The 21583-nt window shown below is 40.1% G+C and carries 20 protein-coding genes and 1 tRNA gene; 13 read left to right on the top strand and 8 right to left on the bottom strand.

Annotated elements, in window-relative coordinates; all coding sequences use genetic code 11:
- Window positions 1-294: 294 nt before the first annotated feature.
- The 8 genes from LI091_RS16495 (at window position 295) to LI091_RS16460 (ending at window position 7271) form a co-directional block, all read left to right on the top strand.
- Window positions 295-1686, top strand: a complete 1392-nt coding sequence (locus LI091_RS16495; RefSeq protein WP_173734556.1) for an RNA-guided endonuclease TnpB family protein — start codon at window positions 295-297, stop codon at window positions 1684-1686.
- A 440-nt stretch (window positions 1687-2126) separates the two neighbouring features.
- Window positions 2127-2459 carry a hypothetical protein gene (locus tag LI091_RS16490; RefSeq protein ID WP_173734555.1) on the top strand — a complete coding sequence of 111 codons (333 nt, stop codon included), beginning with the start codon at window positions 2127-2129 and terminating at the stop codon, window positions 2457-2459.
- Window positions 2453-2815, top strand: a complete 363-nt coding sequence (locus LI091_RS16485; RefSeq protein ID WP_173734554.1) for a hypothetical protein — start codon at window positions 2453-2455, stop codon at window positions 2813-2815. Before LI091_RS16490 ends, LI091_RS16485 begins: the two co-directional genes overlap by 7 nt.
- Window positions 2808-3032, top strand: a complete 225-nt coding sequence (locus LI091_RS16480; protein WP_173734553.1) for a hypothetical protein — start codon at window positions 2808-2810, stop codon at window positions 3030-3032. Before LI091_RS16485 ends, LI091_RS16480 begins: the two co-directional genes overlap by 8 nt.
- A 12-nt stretch (window positions 3033-3044) precedes the next feature.
- Entirely contained in the window at window positions 3045-3404 is a 360-nt protein-coding gene (locus tag LI091_RS16475; RefSeq protein WP_173734552.1) for a hypothetical protein, read from the top strand.
- A gap of 248 nt (window positions 3405-3652) precedes the next feature.
- Window positions 3653-4333, top strand: a complete 681-nt coding sequence (locus LI091_RS16470; protein ID WP_173734551.1) for a hypothetical protein — start codon at window positions 3653-3655, stop codon at window positions 4331-4333.
- A 281-nt stretch (window positions 4334-4614) separates the two neighbouring features.
- A complete protein-coding gene (locus tag LI091_RS16465; RefSeq protein ID WP_173734550.1) occupies window positions 4615-7119 on the top strand; it encodes a DNA gyrase/topoisomerase IV subunit A in 2505 nt (834 codons plus the stop codon).
- Between the two features lie 26 nt (window positions 7120-7145).
- Complete coding sequence (locus LI091_RS16460) at window positions 7146-7271, top strand: hypothetical protein (protein WP_265191371.1); 126 nt, start codon at window positions 7146-7148, stop codon at window positions 7269-7271.
- A gap of 122 nt (window positions 7272-7393) precedes the next feature.
- On the opposite strand, the gene LI091_RS16455 is transcribed toward LI091_RS16460, so the two are convergent.
- The 3 genes from LI091_RS16455 to LI091_RS16445 all read right to left on the bottom strand — a co-directional run bounded on the left by LI091_RS16455 (window position 7394) and on the right by LI091_RS16445 (window position 8685).
- Window positions 7394-7744 (bottom strand): hypothetical protein, encoded by a 351-nt coding sequence (locus tag LI091_RS16455; RefSeq protein WP_173734549.1) that lies wholly within the window; start codon window positions 7742-7744, stop codon window positions 7394-7396.
- 135 nt (window positions 7745-7879) lie between these two features.
- Complete coding sequence (locus LI091_RS16450; RefSeq protein WP_173734548.1) at window positions 7880-8209, bottom strand: hypothetical protein; 330 nt, start codon at window positions 8207-8209, stop codon at window positions 7880-7882.
- Between the two features lie 110 nt (window positions 8210-8319).
- Window positions 8320-8685, bottom strand: coding sequence for a hypothetical protein (locus LI091_RS16445; RefSeq protein ID WP_173734547.1), 366 nt, complete (start codon window positions 8683-8685; stop codon window positions 8320-8322).
- 316 nt (window positions 8686-9001) lie between these two features.
- On the opposite strand from LI091_RS16445, the gene LI091_RS16440 reads away from it, so the two are divergent.
- Together LI091_RS16440 and LI091_RS16435 are read left to right on the top strand one after the other, a co-directional pair.
- On the top strand, window positions 9002-9949 hold the full coding sequence (locus LI091_RS16440) for a DUF5688 family protein (protein WP_173734546.1): 948 nt from the start codon (window positions 9002-9004) through the stop codon (window positions 9947-9949).
- Window positions 9950-10058: 109 nt separating this feature from the next.
- A complete protein-coding gene (locus LI091_RS16435) occupies window positions 10059-10529 on the top strand; it encodes a DUF3592 domain-containing protein (RefSeq protein WP_173734545.1) in 471 nt (156 codons plus the stop codon).
- 100 nt (window positions 10530-10629) lie between these two features.
- Here the strand turns inward: LI091_RS16435 and LI091_RS16430 are convergent, their stop codons facing one another.
- The 3 genes from LI091_RS16430 to LI091_RS16420 all read right to left on the bottom strand — a co-directional run bounded on the left by LI091_RS16430 (window position 10630) and on the right by LI091_RS16420 (window position 13699).
- The gene (locus LI091_RS16430) at window positions 10630-12111 is read right to left on the bottom strand and encodes an N-acetylmuramoyl-L-alanine amidase family protein (protein ID WP_265191370.1); all 1482 of its coding nucleotides are present in this window, start codon (window positions 12109-12111) and stop codon (window positions 10630-10632) included.
- A 262-nt stretch (window positions 12112-12373) separates the two neighbouring features.
- Window positions 12374-12446 (bottom strand) — tRNA-Thr (locus LI091_RS16425).
- A gap of 113 nt (window positions 12447-12559) precedes the next feature.
- Window positions 12560-13699 carry an AAA family ATPase gene (locus tag LI091_RS16420; RefSeq protein ID WP_195657102.1) on the bottom strand — a complete coding sequence of 380 codons (1140 nt, stop codon included), beginning with the start codon at window positions 13697-13699 and terminating at the stop codon, window positions 12560-12562.
- A 735-nt stretch (window positions 13700-14434) separates the two neighbouring features.
- On the opposite strand from LI091_RS16420, the gene dnaE reads away from it, so the two are divergent.
- Entirely contained in the window at window positions 14435-17908 is a 3474-nt protein-coding gene (gene dnaE, locus LI091_RS16415) for a DNA polymerase III subunit alpha (protein ID WP_265191369.1), read from the top strand.
- Between the two features lie 145 nt (window positions 17909-18053).
- Window positions 18054-18626 carry an HNH endonuclease gene (locus LI091_RS16410; RefSeq protein WP_265191368.1) on the top strand — a complete coding sequence of 191 codons (573 nt, stop codon included), beginning with the start codon at window positions 18054-18056 and terminating at the stop codon, window positions 18624-18626.
- A gap of 102 nt (window positions 18627-18728) precedes the next feature.
- Here LI091_RS16410 and LI091_RS16405 read toward each other — a convergent pair whose 3' ends face one another.
- Complete coding sequence (locus LI091_RS16405) at window positions 18729-18944, bottom strand: hypothetical protein (protein ID WP_195657105.1); 216 nt, start codon at window positions 18942-18944, stop codon at window positions 18729-18731.
- Between the two features lie 247 nt (window positions 18945-19191).
- Here LI091_RS16405 and LI091_RS16400 point away from each other — a divergent pair, with 247 nt between their 5' ends.
- Entirely contained in the window at window positions 19192-19881 is a 690-nt protein-coding gene (locus tag LI091_RS16400) for a sigma-70 family RNA polymerase sigma factor (RefSeq protein WP_195657106.1), read from the top strand.
- 187 nt (window positions 19882-20068) lie between these two features.
- Here LI091_RS16400 and LI091_RS16395 read toward each other — a convergent pair.
- Window positions 20069-21583, bottom strand: a 1515-nt coding sequence (locus tag LI091_RS16395) for a BspA family leucine-rich repeat surface protein (protein WP_265191367.1), incomplete at its 5' end; no start/stop codon positions are given.

The raw sequence follows: 21583 nt of genomic DNA, 5'->3' as shown, positions 1-21583 counted from the left end.
TAGCTGCGTAAAAAACAGTAGTGGTGGTATGGACCCACCCTGAATCTACGGGGCCCAGGCTCCGCACATCAGATGCTCGGTAATTTAATTGCCGAGTAGTTCACCCGCCGCATTCTCGTGACTTCAGTCGTGAGTTAGGCGGTTTTTCTTTTAAATACATAAAAATATCGTTTACGACTTTTTAAAACTGCTCCATACTTATGCGAAATTTTTCTCGCAAAAATTTTACATTTTGGAAAAAATCCGGCATACTGTATGTATAACAGAAAACAAATCAGAAGGGAGGTAATCAGCATGGCAAATACAAATAAGAACACCGTCTGCAAGAGAAAGACTGTTGATAAGACACAAAAACAACCTTCGGAATCAAAATCACCAGTCACTGTCAAACAGCTGCCGGACGGTACTTTTGAGTTCAGTGGCGGAAAAGGCGGTTTCAATATCGTTGAACGGAAGAATAATGCCCTGGAGCCGTATGGCAAATGCATCTGGAATTACGGTGTAGTCCTGGAGCTTATTCCTGGCGAAAAGCAAGCGGATATTAACCAGCAGATTGGGAATGCCCGTTTTGTACGTAATAATTATTTACATGAGCGCAAGGAATACTATGCCCAATATAAGAAAACACTTACGGTCAGCCAGTATCAGAAAGATTACCTTCCGAAACTGAAAAAAGAGAACGAGTTCCTGAAAACATCGGATAAATTTGTTTATGAAAACGCCTGCCGGAATGTTGATAACTCATATAAGCGGTTTTTCAAAGGCGAAGCCGGGTTTCCAAAGTACGCATCTTACAATAAACCAAACGGCAGCAGTTTCACGACGAACTACACAAACAACAACATTGAGCTGAAGATGGTTGACGGACTGCCATATATAAAACTTCCAAGACTTGGATATATAAGGTTCGTGCTACCAAAAGGTAAGACTCTTGCAGATATCCAGCCGCATGGCACTTCTATCAAGGCGGCAACAGTAACGAGGTTAAATAATACATACCGTATTTCTCTCAGGATGGAGACTGTGATTGACAAGCCAGTATTTCAGACTATCGTTCACAAAGACGATATCATCTCAGTGGACCTTGGATTAAAATATTTCGGCGTTTTCGGAAATCTTAAAGAAACCAGCACAGTACCAAACCCAAGATGGATTCAGGTACACGCCAGACGGCTCCGCAGATTTCAGAAGAGTCTTTCCAGAAAGCAGTACGACAAGAAAACACATACTGGTTCCAAGAACTGGGAGAAGGCACGTCTGAAGGTTGCAAAGGAACAGCGCAAGACTGCGGACCAGCGAAAGGATTTTCATCACAAGCTGGCAAGGGCAATCACTGATAGCTGCACGGCTTTTATCTGTGAAGACCTGGCAGTTAAAAACATGATGAAGAACCGATGCCTGGCAAAGTCCATTGCCTCTGTTGGCTGGTCCCAGTTCCTGGGCATGGTGAAATATAAAATGGAACGTTCAGGAAAGTATTTCCGTAAGGTCAGCAGATGGTACCCATCTTCCCAGACATGCGGATGCTGCGGACATAAAAATATAAACGTGAAGGACCTGGCGGTCCGGAAGTGGATTTGCCCGAAATGCGGAACACTGCATGACCGTGATGTCAACGCACAGCAGAATATATTCAGAGCAGGCGTAGAACTACTACAGGCGGAAGGAATCCAGGTAATCCAGTAAACTGAAGATTTCAGAAGTAACTATTAACCCAGCAACGGATAAAACCGGCCACATGCAAACAAACACTCCGGAAACGGAAATAGCCAGACAATGAAGCAACGGTACCTCGGGGAAGCGTGGGAGCCGTGGTGAAAGTCCACTTTTAAAGCCTGCACCGCAGTAGGACTGCCAGGATAAGGGTCCTGACAGAGAGCCTGAGTAAGACTAAAGCCGGCCGGCAATGCATCGGGCAGATGAAGCAGGAAACAGATAAGAGCAAAACGTAATCCTACAAATAAAGGTTTTTGTTTTTTTATCAGAAGCCCGTGACTTCAATCGTGGGTTCTTCATATTTAATTTGTTTTGGAGCAGCCACTGACTGCTCTTTTTTCTTCGTCGGCAAAAATCTGCATATTAAATATGCAATCAAATTTGGCTTTCAAGAAAGGAGTAAAAAAAACATGTATACAAAGGTTGATTCACCGATGACAATCGGAGACCTGATTGCTGGGAAGGACTACAGTGTCGTAGTGTATTGCGGGTATGATGTCGAGAAGGATATCCCAAAAGCAACAGAAAACAAAATCGGGAGCGTCATAGGATGGTTTAAAGTTGAGAACGGCAAAATCGTTTCAGACGATAAAACATATGACGAAGCCGAGCCGGTATTGTTCTTCGCAGAGCCGTTTGAAAAAGAGCTTGTGGTTGTTGTTGATAAAAAGGTCTTTGATGTCAGGGAACTGAGAGAACGCCTGTTTGATTTGGCTGAAGAAAGGAGGAAAAAGGAATGTTAAAAAAATACACAAAACCTTATCCTACAATTGGTGATATTATCTCCAGTAAAAATTTTGATTACGTTTCTTATCGTGGATATGACGAAAAGCGAAACCTTCCACCGGCAACCGGCAATAATACTGATGGCGAGTTTTTCGGCTGCTTTAAGGTAACAAACGGCAAAATCATTCCGCTTGACGGCGATTCTTATGACGACAGCGAACCCGTCATTGCCGCAGAAGAATGGACTATGCCAGATGAAGGTATTGAAAAAGGGTTGACCGTTATCGTAGCGATGGAATTTGTGCCGGCAGAAGAACTGGACGGATATTTCAGAGCTTACCGCAAAGAAAGAGAGGAGAAAAAAAATGCTTAAGGCTGTGAATATTAAATGGGATGTGACTGATGACGACATTGATGAAATGGACGATGAGGCCTGCGAAATTTTGGAATCACTTCCAACAGAGATGATTATTCCTGAAGGCATGACAGACCCGGATGAGATTTCCGACTGGCTGTCTGATGAAACCGGATATTGTCATGATGGTTTCCGTCTTGTAGACCAGAACGGAAATGATGCTGACATGGCCTAGAAAGGAGAAGAAATGAGCGAAACTAAGCAATTCTCAAAAAGAATTCAGGATATCCTTGATGGCTTAGAACTTCGGGCCGGAAAAAGAAAAGTACGGACGAAAGAAGACTTAAAAAAATGCTTCCGGAAGGACTGTGTTAATATCTATTCAGCAGAAGAGAATGGTAAACCGAGATTGTATCGCCGAACTGACCTGACGACATGGGCAGCAGAAGCCTTTTCCCGCGGAGAAAATTATTTCTGCGCCGAGCCGGTAGACCCGAAAAAGCCATACGGCAAACTTAAACCTGCCAAGCCGAGGTATGTATACACCTGCAGCAGGGCGCTGACGGAAGAGGAGTTTAAGGCTGTGTTTGGAGAAGAAAAAAAATAATCATGTTTTACAATACCGGGATTTAAATCCCGGTATTTTCTTTTGCAAAAAAAATTGCGAATATCTGTTTTGTGTGGTAAAATACAAAAAAAATAAAGCAAGCCACCAATTTTACGATAAAACCAAGAAAATGCTCGGTAATTCATATTTATTCTGGCAACGACTCCGTCAAAACCGGGGAGTTATCAATTGCCGAGGGATTCACTGAGGCCAATCCGGGATGGCAAAACGTCAAAAAGGGAAAATAGATGAAAAAAGAAACTGACCTAACAGAAATTAAAAATATATTGAAAGATTTTCTTCATATGCCGGTAGAAGAGACCGAACTTTCACCGATTGTTGTACAGCATCCGATATTTGAGACGGGTTTTTCAAGTGTAAACGGAAAGATTGTTGATATTATGACACCGGATGGATTAGAAGAAGTAGTAAGTAAAATGGAAGAAAAAATTAACAGTATAGACAAATTGATAAAATGTGCGTACGTTGTAAGAAATTCTTATTACCTGACATTTCTTAAATTTGCAAAAGAAAGTCTATCATTGCCAGATTTCAGCATGTTACTTGGAAAGTTCTGGACAGAAGAAGAGAACCCGAATGGCGATGTGAACGTGCCGGTGTCATTATCTGCAAAGTGGTTTAGAATCGCCGACAAACAAGCGCTGATGCATGACTATGAATACGAAGTATATAAAGACTTGCCGGAGACATTTACGATTTACCGTGGCGTAACGCCTGGAAGAAATCCTGATGGAATGTCCTGGACGAGAGACTTAAGCAAAGCCGACTGGTTTTCCAGACGTTTTGGAGATGGATATGTTTTGGAAGGAATTGCAAACAAGAAAGATGTTCTCGCTTTCTTCAGCAGACGAGGAGAGGAAGAAGTCGTAATTGAGGCGAAAAAAGTGAAAAACAAAAAAGAAATATAAAGATTTAACGGAGAACGGGGAATCCCCGGCCGACCAAAAACTGTCCGCGGGTCAAAGGTTCCGGTTTTAACTTTGCACGCGGGTCTGAATCCCAGTTCATGCACTACACTCAGCCTCTGCGAGGCTTGACAAACGAAGACGTAAGGCTGAGTTATCAATATAGCTAACAGCACATACAAAGAGATGCAAAACGCATCTCTTTATTTTTTTTCGCAAAATTTGTCCTGTTTTAATTTTTTCGGCATATTACAAGAAAGAAAACTAAAGTCAAGGAGAAAAATATGCGCAAAAAAGATTCAAACGACGGACAGTTAAGCCTTTTTGAACCTGCTGAGGAGAAAATCATAAAGCAGGAATATTCAGATATTATGAAACAGTCATATATTGACTATGCAATGAGTGTAATTATCGCAAGAGCAGTTCCGGATATCCGTGATGGTCTTAAACCGGTACAGCGCCGTATCTTGTATGATATGGGTGCAGAACTAGGCTTGGATTACAACAAGCCATACAGAAAATCAGCTCGTATCGTCGGTGATACAATGGGTAAATTCCACCCGCACGGAGACTCATCCATTTATGACGCAATGGTAGTGATGGCGCAGGATTTTAAGCGTGAAATCCCGCTTGTTGACGGTCATGGTAATTTTGGCTCTATTGAGGGTGACGGTGCCGCTGCTTCACGATATACGGAAGCAAGACTGCAGAAGATTGCACAGGAAAATTACCTTGCTGACCTGGACAAAAAAGTTGTGGATTATGTCCCGAACTATGACGAGACAGAAAAAGAGCCGGAAGTGCTGCCCGCAAAGATTCCAAACTTCTTAATCAACGGTTCTGAAGGTATCGCTGTCGGTATGACCACTTCAACACCGTCTCATAACCTGGTGGAAGTATTGAAGGCAGAAGAATATTTAATGGATTCACCGGACGCCAGCATCGAAGAATTGATGGAATTCGTGAAAGGCCCGGATTTCCCGACCGGCGGTATTGTCGCAAACAGCGATGACCTTTTGGAGATTTACAAGACCGGAACCGGAAAAATCAGGGTGCAGGGCAGGGTGGTGCATGAAAAGAACAGGCAGTCAAACCGTCTTGTCATTACAGAAATTCCATACACAATGATTGGAGCCGGCATTGCAAACTTCTTAAATGATGTGGCATTGTTAGTTGATTCAAAACAGATTCCGGACATCGTGGATATTTCCAACCAGTCATCAAAAGAAGGCATTAAAATTGTTCTGGACTTAAAGAAAAACGTATCAGAAGAAGACGCAGAAAAAATTAAGACAATCCTGCTTAGCAAAACGAAACTGGAAGACACCTTTGGTGTCAACATGCTCGCAATCGCTGACGGTCGCCCGGAAACCCTTTCCTTAAAATCTGCATTGGAATACCACATCAACTTCTTATTTGATGTAAACCAGCGAAAATACACAACAATGCTTACAAAAGAAAAAGAAAAAGCAGAAGTGCAGGAAGGTTTAATCAAAGCGATTGATGTTTTGGATGCCGTGATTGAGACAATCAGGGGCAGCAAAACAAAAGCAGAAGCAAAAGAATGCTTAATGACAGGTAAGGTTGATAATGTTAAATACCGCATCGCGGAAGACAAGAAGATTGCAAAGACCTTTGATTTCACAGAAATGCAGGCTGACGCAATCCTGGATATGCGTCTTTCACGTCTGATTGGTCTGGAATTGGAAGCATTAAAAAAAGAAAATGAAAAGACCAAAAAGAATATTGAAAAATATACAAAAATCCTGAGTGATAAAAAGTATATGAAAAAAGTAATCAAAGATGATTTAGAACGTATCATCAAGGAGTATGGGCAGCCGAGAAAAACAAGCATTAAAAATATCGCAAAAGCGGTAATAAAAAAAGAAGCACCGAAGGCTTTTAAAGAAGTTGTGCTGATGGACAAATTTGGATATGTCAGGGCTGTGAGTGATACGGTCTATGAAAAAAACAAGGAAGCAGCAGACTCTGAGAGCAAATGGGTCATCCCGGTGATGAGCGATGATAAGGTTGTGTTCATTACAGAAAACGGAATCATGCATACCGTGCCAGCAAATAAGATTCCATTTGGCAAGTTTAGGGACAAGAGTATTCCGGTTGATAATGTTTCAACGCTGGATACTACGACAGACCTTATTCTGTATGCTGAAGCGATGAAAGATATGGCATGCGAAAAGGTTGTCAATAATTATATTATGGTAACTAATTTGGGCGGCGTAAAGAAACTGCCTGGTATTGAATTTAACGTAAAATCAAAAAATACCAAATACATCAAGCTGAAAGACGGCGAGGTATGCACGAATTTTGTGAAAGTAGAGAAAAGTGAGCCTGAAATCGTGCTTGTAAGTGAAGCCGGAAGGTTCTTGCGGTTTGCTGCGGCAGACATCCCGGAGAAGAAACGAGGTGCTGGAACGGTTGCCGGTATCGCGATGAAGGACGGTGAAAAACTGAGTGATGTGTTCTTTGTATGGCAGGAGGATGTAAAGAAGGTGGCTGAAGCTGGAGACGAAGAGACGCCGGCGAGAGAGAATAGCGAGGAAAAGAATAAAGATGATGCCGGAAGTGTAAACATGATGCTGGAAGCAATGCCGGCAGGCGGGAAAGAAATGCCTGTAGATGAAACGGCGGCAGCGAAAGGTGACAACCTGCCTGCAGAAGAGCAGCAGCCGGCTGAATTGATATTAACCTTAAAGAACAAAAAACAGATTCCATTCTCTAAACTGGCGAAAGCAAAAAGGGGAGGAAAAGGAACACTTAAAAAAATATAATATAGCGAAAGCAGGAGGTGTACAGTATGTGGCTTTGGGTTGTAGTGGCTGTGGCGGCTGCAGTGCATGCGGCGGTCATTAGTGATGATGAGAACAGGCGGATACAAAATGCTAAAGACGAAATTTTCAATAAATATACAAGAATGCACTAAGCGCTAAAAAAAAGAAAGAAGCAACGGGTGTCCGTTGTTTCTTTCTTTTTTTGCTGTCAGGAATTCTGGCCTTTATATCTAAGATGCTGAAAAACGACAAAGCAAAAAAAAGAGTGAATACATTACCATCCGGTACCATCAAATTCACCATCAAATTCACCATCAAATTCACCATTTTCAGAGGCTTCAATCACTATGTTTCTTTCGTCTGGAGTTAATTCAGAAAAGAAATTAAATATCCGAAGCATGGCCTTAAAGCTGATTTGCTCGGCGCGAAGAACACTGTGAGTTTCCTTAACTACATCTTTCGCTCCAATCTGGCACTGCATAGATTCAATGATTGCCTGATATGCCTTGCAGAGGTTGTCTGGCTCGCCGTTCAGATAGTCCAGGCGTTCTTTTAACTCTCCGCGAAGATATCTAACGGCAGTTTTCTTTTCCTGTCTTTCTGTCTGTGTTAAACATTTTTCCATATTAATTTCTCCTTTCGTGCTTGCAAAATATCTTTCATATCTAATATGCAGGAAAGCAAGACAACAAAAAAGAGCCGCAAGAACGGCTCAAGTTGTGACTGATGTTCAAAGTCCAGTAACGACTTTGCTAGCAAGTTAATACCATCCATGATTATTAAATTCGTTGTTTTTATACGCATCAATCACTGCATCTTTTTCTTCTTGTGTCATGTCAGAAAAGAAATTAAATGCACGAATTAACGTCTCAAATCCAATTTTCTCATTACCAAGAAAATCATGAGTTTCTTTGATGATATCTCGTACTTCAAGCTGATGCTGCATTGAGTCAATAATTGCCTGATAAGCCTTGCAAAGATTGTCCGGCTCTCCGTTCAGGTACTCCAAACGTTCTTTTAGTTCCTCACGCAAGTATTTAATGGCGGCTTTTTTTTCTTTTTTCTCTTCTGGCGTTAAACATCTTTCCATGTTAATTGCTCCTTTCGTTTTTGTAGAATATGTTTCGTATCTAATATGCAAAAAAACAACAATTAAAAAAAGCCGTCCGTAGAAACGGACGACTTAAATAGCTGAAAAAGTTAAATCGGAAGCACATACTCCATAATCTGTACATCCTCAAGTACCATAGACGGATATCTTTTTTTAAACGTTTCTTTGGCCTCGTCCATGGACTGCGCCGGGAATTCGTCAAAAATAACATCACCATAAACATTCCGCCAGTTTCCCTGGATTTTTGCTTGCGAATTGCGGATTTTTGAAGACGCAATCGTAACAACGTAATGCTTAAATTCAGGACGAAGAGCACGGATAGCTACCTGATAAGCCTGACACAGCGCATCAGGCTTTCCTTCAAGACTCTTGAGTCTAAAATTTAACTCCTCCTGAAGGTATTTTGCTGCTGCTTCTCTTTCTTCGCTTGTTTCTGCTTTGATTTTTTCTACCATTTTTTTAATTCCTTTCCTGTTAAAAATATTTGCACATATAAAATGCAGAAAAATATATAAAAAGAAAATGCGCAAAAATTGCTGTTTATGACAAAAATTTCGGCATATTGTATGTAGAAAATAGTGGTTGAAATATAGGGGTAAGTACTGAAAAGTACTGAAAGAAATGTACGAAAAAGAAAAGAAAAAGAGCGAGGTGACTTAAGTACCTGAGTCTCCGCCGAAAAATCGGAGGAGGCTCTTTGTTTTGTCTTCACTGAAATCATACATATTAATTACGAAACAATATTTTTTCAATAAGAAAGGAGATAAAAAAATGGTAGAAACAAATATTACTCTCGAAACATTCGAAAACATCGTCATTTCTCTTCTGAAAGAAAAAGGATACGACACAGAAATTGTGACCTGGAGCGGAACTCGTGGCCCTGAGCATCGCCTGGTAAGAAAAAAGGTTAAAAAAGCAGGCTCTAAATTAAGGGTTACAGCATCTGTCAAGATTGAGTTTATCTACAACCACTATATGGAAATGCTTTCAAAGGGCAAACCTCCACTCCTTGATGATGTCGTTGATAGTATCATCAGTGATTTGGAAAGCGAACTTCCTGCAGAACTGAATGATATCGCAGATAAAATACATTCATGGGACTGGGTTAAAGACAGACTGATTCTTTCACTGTACAATACAGAGCTTCACAAAGAGTATCTAAAAGATAAAATTTACGATACGATTGATGACCTGGCTATTACCCCGCGAATCTGCGTTAATGTAAGCAATAATGGGATTGCAAGTACCCTGATTGACTATCATATGCTGAAAGACTGGGGAGTAGCAAGAGAAGATGTTATGCAGCAGGCAAAAATTTCTTCTCCGCAGCTACTTCCACTATCTATCACCGATGCAAGAAGCCTGCTTTTTGGATTTCCTAGCAGTAATCTTATTGATATCAACGCTCAGAAAATCAGTGATGTGATAAGTGTACCTGGAATGTATGCTCTCACCACAAGCATGAAAACGTCAGGGGCCTCAATATTCTACGAAGGAGTACTAGATGAACTCTCAGATATTTTTGGAAGGTTTTTCTTTATCATTCCATCAAGCCTCTGCGAGGTCATAGTCATACCGGGAGATAAGGCTATGCCGCCAGAAGAACTTTCAGAAATGATAAAAAGTGTCAACAGCAGTAATAGCATTGTCAAACCGGAAGAAGTATTAGCCAACCATGCATATGTATATTATCATGGCAAGGTTTCTGCTTACGTCTAATACATATTGTTTTTACATTTTTTTCTTAAGCCCGATTTATTCGGGCTTATTTTTTTTGTGAAATTTCGCATATTGTAATTGTATAAAAAAAAGTAAAAGGAGTACAGATATGCAGGCAATAAAAATAAACCCAGAAGCCAAAAAAAGCATCTCTTGGATTCTACTAATAGCCTTACTCGCAACAGTAGTTTTAGTTGCACTGGATGTTAAGTATCACAATAAATACGCTGATTTTCAAGCTGTAGATGCTGTCATCTCTGACGTAACGCGTCATGTAACAAAGTCCCCATCATCAAAGAATCGAACTTCATACACAAATTCTATAACATACGAATATGAAGCCGCAGGAAAGACGTATACGGCAACGCGAAGAGAATTTACCAGGATTGGTAAAACCGAAGGTGAAAAAGTATCTATAAAATACAACCCAGACCATCCAGAAGAAATACAGCAGACGTATACTCAAAGCATGTGTATGATAATCACTGCGTTACTACTATTTGGCGATTGGTTTTTATGGATGTGTGTGAGACAAATGCAAAAAGAAAAAGAAAAGAAGGAGATGCGGGGAGAGATTTAAAAGATTTCTGGACAAAAAAAATGACAATGCATTATAGAATGCATTGTCATTTTTTTTGTATATAAGTTAACATGCCAAGTTGAGGCAAAACCCATCAGGATTACCTAAATAAGTCTGCAAGAATCTGATTTGCTGTTTTATTCATATATCCGTTTGGGTCAGCAAGAGTGGAGCGGTTCCATCTCAAATACTTTCCATTCCTAATGTAGTTGCCGCTGGTTGTGTGGTAATTATATTTTGTATAACCGGAATACCTTGACATATATTTTCTGGCTAAAGCAACGGCCTCGCTATCGTAATTTCCTCCAGGCGTGCTAGTGCCAGAAATCTGACATCCCGCCTGCGGAGTGGAATGCACTATCACGACGCTTTTATCAGAGCACTGTCCGATGACTATCCACGTATGTCCGTTATTATAGCCCACATCACCAGGCTTTAAAGTCCAATTGCTAGATGCAAGGTCACTTTGGTCTAAAACCTGCCCCCATCCAAGAGAACGATAATACGACCCGACTTCTGCTGCAACTACGGTATAGCCATATCCGACGCCGGAACGCTGCTGCATAACCTGGTATGCGGCCCATCCAACAAACCCGGAACAATCAAGCCCTTTTGCGCGGTTCCCATCAGATAAATCACGATAATCATTATAGTCATAGCTACTGTCTTGGCTGTTGTACCATTGCTGCCAACGAGGGCTTAGGCCTTTTCTGGTTGAATCATTCCAGCCTCCTCCCCATACATAAAGGGCTTTTCCGACAGGCTGCAATGCGCCAAGAAGATAATTTTTTATTGTTTTAGATGATGAGGGGTTTACTGTATGCGAACCGGTATCTGTATTAACAGTGAGAATTCCGTTACTGTTAAATGAATATACCTTTCCATTTATGGTTTTTGAACCAATAACCATCTGACCATTCGTGTTAAAGTAACGTTTATTTCCATTTGTGTCTGTAATCCACCCTGAAGCCATAACTCCGGTTTTGGTGTAAAAATAATAATATGGGTTGCCAACCCTTTTGAGACCAATATACATGACTCCATCAGATGTACTGAAATAACGCTTGTTTTTCTTTCTGTCCTGCATCCAGCCCGTTGCCATGACTCCTTTCCCCTTAGTAAAATATCTATAATTTCCTTTATGGTCCTTGAGCCAGCCAGTAGCAAGGATGCCAGATGGCTTATACAAGTAATACTTTTTGCCATTTATCGTCATCCATCCTGTTTTCATATAACCTGTTGACGGGTCAAAATATCGTTTTTGGCCTTTTGAATTCTTTATCCATCCAGTGACCATTACTCCTGATTTACTTGTAAAATAGCGTTTTTTGCCAGTATTATCCTTTGCCCAGCCTTTTATCTGCGCACCTGTTCTTGTGTTGAAATAATACTTTTTACCATTGAGAGTCAGCCATCCCTTTACCTTAGTCCCGTTTCTAACATAATATGTTTGTCTGCCAGATGTCACAAACCCATTTTTCTTTGTAGCCGCCTGAGCGGATGTCATAGTGAATATTGTGATGATTGATACAAATAAAAGCATGACTAAGAACTGCATGCCTCTTTTCTTGTATGGTTCCATCGTGTCCTCCTTTAATCTGTAGTCTTTTGTCTTCAATAATTAATATGTAAAATATCTGTAATAATTTAACGCAAAAATAATATTTTGTAAAAAAAGGCACCCCGCAAATACGGAAAGCGCCTTTAAAGTGTTAGTCGTTAGCCAGAAAGTACAGTATTCCGACAGACGGCCATGGTTAATATATTACTGTCACCTGCAGGTAACTATATATAAACTGTCCTGCTTCTGTTTTGAGTAGAACTCTACATCACCAGAACAGAGAAGCCAAAAGCGGGACTCGGACCCGCGACCTGCTACTTACGAGATAGCTGCTCTGCCAGCTGAGCTATTTTGGCATTTGTATCCTTACTATTTTAATATGCCGAAAAAATAAAAATACGTAACACAAATTTGCAAAAAAAACAAAAAAAAATTGCAGGCCTCAAGAAGTAGGCCTGCTCAATTTAAGTTATATTATTTTTCTCGACTCGTCATTAATGTCTGCTGATGTTAATAGGTTTGTTTTAGCTTTACGGTCGCGCGTAAGCCTTAAAGCATGTTTACTGATAGCCTCATCCAAAATATTTCTTACTGTTCTTGCATTACCAAAGTCTGCTTTATGAAGCTCAATTTTATATCGTTCACGGAATTTTTCCATTCCTTCTTTACTGACTTTTAATCCAGCACCATTGGCCATTGATTTAAAAATCGCAGACGCTTCATCAACTGTATAATCCGGAAACTCCAGATAGTCTTTAATACGAGAACGGAACCCCGGGTTGGAAGAGAGCAATTCAGCCATTGGCTCCGTGTATCCAGCAAGAATTAAAACAAACTTGCCACGCATATCTTCCATGAGTTTGATAAGAGTGTCAACCGCCTCATTTCCATACCCTTCAGCCATTGAATAAGCCTCATCAATAAATAAAACTCCACCCATAGCATATTTGACTAAGATTTCAGCCTTCATACCGCCTGCACCTGGCGCGGAGGCTTTCAAAAGGTTGCCATCAACCTCTATGCACTGATTTTTTTGGATGATTTTATTCTTATATAAAAAGCCTGTTAAAATCCTGGCAAATGTAGTCTTGCCGGTACCAGGGGCGCCATAAAAAACATAATGCGAGCTGAAGCCTTCCCCTTTTTTGCCCTGCTGCTTATCATAGTTTGCTCTTGCAACGATTTCCTCGATTTTTTCCTTAACGCAATCCATACCGGATAATGCAGCCATATCTCGCTCGGGATTTTTAGAGCCGGCATGCGTTGCTTTTCGGATTGTAGAATCGGGAAGAACACGGTTCATTTCCTCTTTACGCTGTTTATCGTATTCTTTTCGTTCTTTGTCAGAAAGCTTAAAATAGTCAAAACTGCTTGTCATACCGAACGCGTCAACGTTTTTGTTGTATTTTGATTTTTCATACCATGTGTTGCATGTTTTAAATGCGACAACCCAGACAACACATACAATACAGACAACGACCATATTATCAGAAACGAAACTGATTAGATTAAAGCCAGGACGCGTTGTAAGATAGTAGATGCCTCCACATGGAATTATGATAAGCAGAATCAATGATAAGAATGATAGCCAATATTTTATCGTTTTCATTTTTTTGTCTCCTTTAACTTATTTTTTGGGGTTTGCCAAATGTTTTTGACTAATCCATAGCCGAAACTCGACACCAAATCTAGCTTCGCTGGCGAGTTATCAATTTCAATCTCTGCACTCAGCCTTACGGCTTCGCTTGACATTTGCTGCGCAAATTGGTACCGAGCCGATACGGCGAGGTATCAAAGTTAGCCTCGGTTCTCCCGCCCGTCGATAATAATATGCAGAATTTTATCGCAAAAAGATATGTTTAATAAAAAAATAAAAAACGAACATATTTTCGCTTTTTTATTGTCTTAGTCCAGTCTATTGTTATTTAACTATGATATTATACACCCATAAATCAAGAACACATGTTCTGATTTTACTAAAAGATGGTAGCCGTAATAAAAATATGACAACAAATAGATTGAAAATAAGAGGTGATATATAGCGTTTTATTTTTATTTACGGCAATTTCCCACATCTACATCTGGAATCAAATCCTTACAATCGTATCGTGGAGACTCCAGAAACCCATCTTTTTATCATACAATCGCAACTAAAATAGTTGTCACAGAGGTTCATCCTGAATATACAGCCCGCCCGGCAAGCGAGTGTTTACCTCAAAATACTTTGGCTGCATATTCTTAGTGAATGTCTACTGATTTCCACAAACCATATTTTCAGGATTTTTTTTAATCCAGCATATTAAATTCGTAACAACAGTTTATACAAAGAAAAGGAGACAATGTTATGAATTTAATAAACGAAGAAGGATTTTCTCACCTTCATGTCCATACAGACTATAGTTTACTTGATGGACTTGGAAACGTAAAAGATTACGTAGCACGTGCCAAAGAACTTGGTATGAATGCATTGGCTTTCACGGACCATGGCACAATGGCCGGATTGGTAACTGCATATGACGAATGCAAGAAAGAAGGAATTAAATTTATCGGCGGTTTTGAGGCTTATGTTGCACCATATGGAAAAACCAGATTTGAAAAAAAAGGATTGGAAGGAAAGGCTTATAACCATCTGATTATCTTATTTAAAAATGAAATTGGTTATAAAAATGGTTGCATCCTGTTGACGAGAAGCCATACAGAAGGATTTTATTACAAACCACGTATTGACTTCGATTTGCTTAAAGAGCACAGTGAAGGTCTTGTTGTAATGTCTGCCTGCCTTGCAGGAGCAGTCCCGCAGGCCATCGTAAAAGGTGACGTTGAACTGGCAAAAAGAATCATCATGGAATATAAAGAGGTATTCGGTGAGGATTACTACCTGGAAATCCAGGACCATGGAATTCCTGATGAAAGAACAGTAATCACTGAACTACTAAAGCTGTCAAAAGAATGTGGGGTAAAACTTATCGCCACAAATGACTGCCATTACGTTAACAAAGAAGACAAAGAGGCTCATAACTGGCTACTTTGTATGCAGATGGACAAGAAAATTAATGAGGATAACCGAATGGTTAACTCCGGAGATTATTATTTGAAATCAAAAGAGGAGATGCTTGAACTTTTCCCTTATTGCGCAGAAGCAATTTACAATACACAAGAAGTCGTAAAAAAATGCAATTTTGAATTTGAATATGGACATTACCGAATGCCTAAAGTGCATGTCCCGGAAGAGTATAATAACGATTATTACGCATACCTGAAGGATGAAGCATGGAAAGGCTTTGAAGAAAGGTATCCTTTAGGCCATGTAAGAAGAGAAATTGCAAAAGACAGATTAAACTACGAGCTTGGAATTGTTAAGGAGATGGGGTTTGCACAATACTTCCTTGACATCAGAAAGACAATTGTGCATTCAAAAGACAATGGTATCCTTGTCGGCCCTGGCAGAGGGTCCGGTGTTGGAAGCTGTATGAATTATTGCCTGAGAATTACAGACCTTGACCCATTGCAGTATGACCTTCTGTTTGAACGTTTTTTAAATCCAGAAAGAATATCAATGCCGGATATCGACACCGACTTTGAATACCTCAGAAAGGATGACGTTATAGCAGCAGAAGCCGATGATTACGGTCATGACTGTTTTGCCAAAATCGAAACCTTTGGTACTATGCAGGCAAAAAATGTTTTAAAAGGATGCGCAAAAGTATCTGGAATTGAGAATCATGTTGCAGTTGGTAATAAACTGGCGAAATTTATCAATGAAAACCATGACTTAAAAACAGAATGGGGAATGAATCCTGAGCTTCAGATATATGTACATAGCGACCCACGACTTGAAAAAATATGGGAAATTGCACTGAAGCTTGAAGGTGTAAAGAAATCCGCCGGAACACATGCCTGCGGACATATCCCGACACCGATTCCATGTGAACAGTTGTTCCCATGCAGGGTTGATTCTGAATCTGGGCTGCTTGTTTGCGAATATGATATGAACCAGGCCGAGCATCTCGGAAATCTGAAAAAAGACCTCTTGATGCTGAGAAACCTGACAATCATTGACGCGGCACAAAGAGAAATCAAAAGAAGGACAGGAAAACAGATTCCACTCTGGACTAAAGAAATCCTAAACGATAAAAAAGCACTGAAAATGATTTCCGATGGAGACACAAACGGTGTATTCCAGCTGGAATCTGATGGAATGAAAAAATTCATGAGGCAGTTGCAGCCTGACTGTTTTGAGGATATCATCGCGGGAGTTGCCCTTTATAGACCAGGTCCTATGGATTATATTCCGGAATATATCAGAAATAAACATAATCCGAAAGGAATTGTGTATGATACACCAGAATTAAAATCAATTCTTGAATCTACATATGGAATCATCGTTTATCAGGAGCAGGTCATGCTAATCGTGCAAAAACTGGCCGGATTCTCAATGGGCCGTGCCGATGTAGTGCGTAAGGCAATGGGAAAAAAGAAACAGGAAATCATGGACCAGGAGGGACCACACTTTATTTGTGGTGATGAAAAACTTGGTATTGATGGCTGTGCAAAAAGAGGAATCTCTAAAGCAGTCGCGACAAAAATCTGGGACCAGATGGTTGATTTTGCGAAGTACGCTTTCAATAAAAGTCACGCTGCAGCATATGCTGCAATCAGCTTGCAGACGGCCTTCTTGAAAGCGAATTACCCTCTTGAATTTGCAATGGGTCTTTTAACATCTGTTATGGATAACTCCGATAAGTTGATGAAATATGTTAATGCCTATCGTCTGGCGGGGACAAAGATTTTACCACCAGATGTTCAGAAATCGCAGTATGGTTTCTCCATTGAAACAGACGAAAATGGCGTAGAATGTATCCGTTTTGGCTTGTTCGCAATTAAAAAAGTTGGAGACGGCATTGCAAAGAGCATTCCAGCAGAGAGAACGGCTAAGCCATATACATCATTATATGATTTCATCGAAAGACATTCAGATGCGAATAAGGATGTTTTTGAAAATCTAGCCGCATCAGGTGCGCTGGATTCATTTGGATATACACGACATACTTTGATTGAAGGCATCGGAAGCATGGTTGCCGCTATCAAGAAAGCAAACAAATCAAAAGACGAGAATCAACTTACTCTGTTTGATTTCGGGCTTGAAACAGACAAGGGGGTATACGACCTTCCAGAACTTCCGGAACTTGAATATCTCGAACTTTGCAGAAAAGAAAAAGAGTCCACTGGAATGTATGTAACAAAACATCCGGCCTCCTGTATCGTTGACATTACGAAGAAGCATGGTGCAGTAGATATTGCTGATATTACCAGAGAAGATTCTTTAATTAATGAAAATGAAGAAGTTTATATTGGAGGAGTCATTACGGGCATCAAAAAGAAAATCACCCGAAATGGAAACATCATGATGATTTTGGATGTTGAGGATACAACCGGACATATCGATGTACTGCTGTTTGAATACGGAATTCAGAAATATCAGTCAGAATTAAAAGAAGACGGACTTGTATTTATCAAGGGAAAGGTCAGAGGAACTGGCGAAAACAGCTCTCTAATCCTTCAGACAGCCAATGCATTAAAAGATGTATCTTCAACGCTTTGGATTGGAACAGACGATGCTTCGCTGAATAACCTCAGGCACACAGCAAAAAATTTCATGAAAAATAATCCTGGAATAGGTGACTATTTGAGAATCGCGTCTAAAACATCAAAAAGGCAGGAATTTCTCGGAGACATTGCTATCAACGATGAGCTACTCCAGAAGGCCAGAATCCAGTTTGGAAGCGAAAATATAATAGTAAGGAAAAACAAAAAATAAATTCATAGATAGATATATGGCGGCTGCTGTAAGCAGGCAGCTGCTATTTTTACGCCTATTTTTTGACGGCCAATCGTTATTTTATCTGTTAAATTCTGCATTTTGTAATTAGAAACAATTTACAGAAGAGCAGGGATGATAAAAGATGAGCGGAAATTGGGTATTAAAAGTATACATAAAAGAAAATACACCAAAACGAATAAGCAAAATGGTGCAGAAAAAAAATACAAAATATAAGAAAAACTGTTGTGTAAACAATTATATAGATAAGCCCAAAAAAATAATCAAAAAGTTGAAACTGGCAGGCGTGAGGTATGAATGCTACCGAGTTGAATATGAACGTGCTTCCAATTATCGCCAGGTATTTTTTTCAAGAACATCCGGGCCATACCGATGCAGATATTGCAACAAGAGACTATCAAAAAAGAATGTATTTGTAGACCATATCATCCCCGTCGCGAAAACACAAAAAAACGCAATAGCAAGAATACTGTTGTCCATGAAAGGATGCAGCAGCGTCAATGATATAAAAAACCTGGCGCCAGCATGCCGAAACTGCAACCTAAAGAAATCAGACAAAATGGGCATGTGGATATTCAGAGGATGGCTTGGAAGATACCGTACATACTGGGTTGTATTGAATATCATAAAAGCTTTAAGCGTTTTACTGATGATATTAGGAATATTGTATATCTTTGGAATATTTACGAAGTTCTGACAGCTCAGCAGAGAACGCTGAGCCAGTGACTGATAGCAAATCTACTTACCGAAGAGCATAAAAAAAGGAAACACACTTATCGTGCGTTTCCTGCTGGTGATTTTATTTAATATTACCTCCTTTCAAAGTATCGCTTAAGTTTTCCGACTCTGTCACGGCAGAAGCAGAATATGAGTGACTCGCTCTAGGAACGGAATTTCCATATACAGGTGTTTTCATCAGGTTTGTCATAAAAATAAATGTACAGATAAAAACCAGGATACCTCCTAAAACAAATAATGCCTTGCTCGATGCATTGCTGCGATACTCTTTCATCATTTAGTATCTCCTTTCTTTGTACTGATTAATATTGACATACATAAAATGATAGACCGAAAAAAAAATAAAAAAATTTTTCAAAAAAAATCCGCAAAAAAACAAAAACACATAAAAAAGTACGCATATTACTTTGGCGAGAGGAGGAGACCGCCTTCTAAAAGTAAACCCTGGGAGAAGCTTACGCTCCCCTGACACAAGTATTGGGACAAAAACACGATTGCATTTTAAGAAAGAGGTGTAGATGTTTATGGGAAATAAAACATATCAGAACTATATGAGTGACGCAGACATCATCGAGGTGTACAAAAAAGACCGAAAAGCAGGAAATGAAAAGATGATTGAAAAGTACCGAGACTATATTTATTATGTAATCAAAAAATACTATCCAACATTCCATAACGAAACTCCTGATATGTTCCAGCACGGAGCAATTGGTATGATGAATGCCATGACAAGTTATGATGCCAGCAAAGGAGCGTTTACGACACACTGCACACCTTATATAAAGAAAGAAATCAGTAAATACGTGCGATTCATGGCTTCCGAGTCTTCAGAATATTTTGCTTCATTACATACTGCCGTGGAACGCGCAAAGACAAAGATTGAAACAAATGGCCAGGAAGTGACCGTAGAGAATATCGCAGAAGCAACCGGGCTTAGTCATAAAATAGCCAAAAGAGAGCTTAAAGTAGACCACACGAAAGTATCTTATGAAGTGCTGGCAGAGGTCGGCACCAGCATGTCCCTGACGGATGATTTTATTGTGGATGACATCCTGTCTGGAATCCCTCCGGAAAGCAGCTGTGTGATTAAGATGAAGGTTGTAGACGGTCTTCCGTTTACAACTATTGCAAAGCAGCTCGGAAAAACTGTTTTCCGGGTAAGACAGGATTATCATGACGGAATTGGGATGCTGAGGGAGAAGATGGCGTGTTGATGGAGGGATAAAAAAACAAAACATAAACATCGATTTATCAAATAATGAACAAAAAAGGAAGAGGGGAAGAAGAAAGGTAAGAAGAAAAAAAAGGAAAGAAAAGAAAGAGATGAGGAGATGAGACAGGTAAGGTAAGGGCTGCCGCCACAAAAGCATTTGTGGCGGCAGCCCTTTGTTGTTTGATGTGTTAATTTGAAATTTTTGTGTAGGTGTCGGCGACGTTGGATGGGAACTTTCCGGAGGTGAAGGTCTCACCGGCGGTGTTCTGCCAGGTGCCGTGGAGATAGTAACCCGTGCCGACGAATTTAAAGTTGGTGCCGGTGGTTAGGCTGGTGAGTGAGGAACAGTTGTAGAACATGTAATTCATATTCGTCACCTTCTGCGTATCTAATGGCGTTAAATCCAGGCTCGTCAAGCCAGAGCAGCCGGAGAACATGTAACCCATATCCGTCACGTTCTGTGTATCCAGCGGAGTTAAATCCAGACTCGTCAAGCCAGAGCAGCCGGAGAACATCCAACTCATATTCATCACGTTCTGTGTATTCAGCGGAGTCAAATCCAGGCCTGTCAGGCCGGAGCAGCCGGAGAACATGTATCCCATATCCGTCACATTCTGCGTATCCAGCGGTGTTAAATCCAGGCTCGTCAGACTTGAACAACCGGAAAACATAAAGTACATATTTTCTACATTTTGTGTTTTAAACGAAGAAATGTCGAGATTAGTTAATTTTTTGCAACCGGTAAATCCACCAAACATATTACTCATGTCTTTGACATTTTGAGTATTAAACGATGTTAAATCCAGACTTGTAAGGCTGGAACAGTTGGAAAATATATGATTCATATCTGTGACATTTGATGTATCCAGCGATGTCAAATCCAAACTCGTCAGACTTGAACAGCCGGAAAACATGTAGCTCATATTTTTTACTTTCTGTGTATTTTTTAAAAAAGCCAACCCTATATTGTTCAATTTACGACAATCGTAAAACATATACTCTGTACCTCTTATGTTCGACATATCCATATTTGATGAATTTATACTCGTTAAACTCCTACAATTCTCAAACATACCGTTGATATCAATAAATGGTATGCCAATAGGCTGTTTCTGCGCATGACCGCATATACCTGTTAGTTTTTGTGAGAAGTTCGGAAGCGATACTGTTTCGAGTTTCGTGCAATTAGAAAAAATATCATATGCACTGGTTACATTTTCTGCATTCATTTTTGAGCAATCAACGTTTTTTAAATTTGTACAATATACAAACATGTATGACATATCAGTAACATTTTGTGTATTGAAAGAATTTAAGTTTAGTTCTGTTAAGCTTTCGCAATAAAAAAATAAGTTTTCCATGTCTGTTACTTTTGATGTATTTAATGACGATAAATCTAATGTGATTAGCCCTGAGCAATTTGCGAACATATCATCCATTCTTGTTACATTTGACGTATCCAGCGGAGACAAATTCAGATTTGTAAGACCGGAACAGCCGCAGAACATTTCACTCATATCCGTCACGTTCTGCGTATTTAGCGGCGTTAAATCCAAGCTCGTCAGGCCAGAGCAACAGTAGAACATTCCACCCATATTCGTCACGTTCTGTGTATTCAGCGGAGTCAAATCCAGGCCTGTCAGGCCGGAGCAGCCGGAGAACATGTATCCCATATCCGTCACATTCTGCGTATCCAGCGGTGT

This window comes from Blautia sp. MSK20_18, assembly GCF_020553125.1.
GTDB classification, from domain to species: Bacteria; Bacillota; Clostridia; order Lachnospirales; family Lachnospiraceae; genus Blautia_A; species Blautia_A fusiformis.
Note: the sequence above shows the minus strand (reverse complement) of the source record. Positions and strands in the feature narration are given on the sequence as shown.

Bases quoted from the DNA above. Each gene is read 5' to 3' on its own strand.
- LI091_RS16495 (WP_173734556.1), top strand. From the start codon at position 295: ATGGCAAATACAAATAAGAACACCGTCTGCAAGAGAAAGACTGTTGAT.
- LI091_RS16490 (WP_173734555.1), top strand. From the start codon at position 2,127: ATGTATACAAAGGTTGATTCACCGATGACAATCGGAGACCTGATTGCT.
- LI091_RS16485 (WP_173734554.1), top strand. From the start codon at position 2,453: ATGTTAAAAAAATACACAAAACCTTATCCTACAATTGGTGATATTATC.
- LI091_RS16480 (WP_173734553.1), top strand. From the start codon at position 2,808: ATGCTTAAGGCTGTGAATATTAAATGGGATGTGACTGATGACGACATT.
- LI091_RS16475 (WP_173734552.1), top strand. From the start codon at position 3,045: ATGAGCGAAACTAAGCAATTCTCAAAAAGAATTCAGGATATCCTTGAT.
- LI091_RS16470 (WP_173734551.1), top strand. From the start codon at position 3,653: ATGAAAAAAGAAACTGACCTAACAGAAATTAAAAATATATTGAAAGAT.
- LI091_RS16465 (WP_173734550.1), top strand. From the start codon at position 4,615: ATGCGCAAAAAAGATTCAAACGACGGACAGTTAAGCCTTTTTGAACCT.
- LI091_RS16460 (WP_265191371.1), top strand. From the start codon at position 7,146: ATGTGGCTTTGGGTTGTAGTGGCTGTGGCGGCTGCAGTGCATGCGGCG.
- LI091_RS16455 (WP_173734549.1), bottom strand. From the start codon at position 7,744: ATGGAAAAATGTTTAACACAGACAGAAAGACAGGAAAAGAAAACTGCC.
- LI091_RS16450 (WP_173734548.1), bottom strand. From the start codon at position 8,209: ATGGAAAGATGTTTAACGCCAGAAGAGAAAAAAGAAAAAAAAGCCGCC.
- LI091_RS16445 (WP_173734547.1), bottom strand. From the start codon at position 8,685: ATGGTAGAAAAAATCAAAGCAGAAACAAGCGAAGAAAGAGAAGCAGCA.
- LI091_RS16440 (WP_173734546.1), top strand. From the start codon at position 9,002: ATGGTAGAAACAAATATTACTCTCGAAACATTCGAAAACATCGTCATT.
- LI091_RS16435 (WP_173734545.1), top strand. From the start codon at position 10,059: ATGCAGGCAATAAAAATAAACCCAGAAGCCAAAAAAAGCATCTCTTGG.
- LI091_RS16430 (WP_265191370.1), bottom strand. From the start codon at position 12,111: ATGGAACCATACAAGAAAAGAGGCATGCAGTTCTTAGTCATGCTTTTA.
- LI091_RS16420 (WP_195657102.1), bottom strand. From the start codon at position 13,699: ATGAAAACGATAAAATATTGGCTATCATTCTTATCATTGATTCTGCTT.
- dnaE (WP_265191369.1), top strand. From the start codon at position 14,435: ATGAATTTAATAAACGAAGAAGGATTTTCTCACCTTCATGTCCATACA.
- LI091_RS16410 (WP_265191368.1), top strand. From the start codon at position 18,054: ATGAGCGGAAATTGGGTATTAAAAGTATACATAAAAGAAAATACACCA.
- LI091_RS16405 (WP_195657105.1), bottom strand. From the start codon at position 18,944: ATGATGAAAGAGTATCGCAGCAATGCATCGAGCAAGGCATTATTTGTT.
- LI091_RS16400 (WP_195657106.1), top strand. From the start codon at position 19,192: ATGGGAAATAAAACATATCAGAACTATATGAGTGACGCAGACATCATC.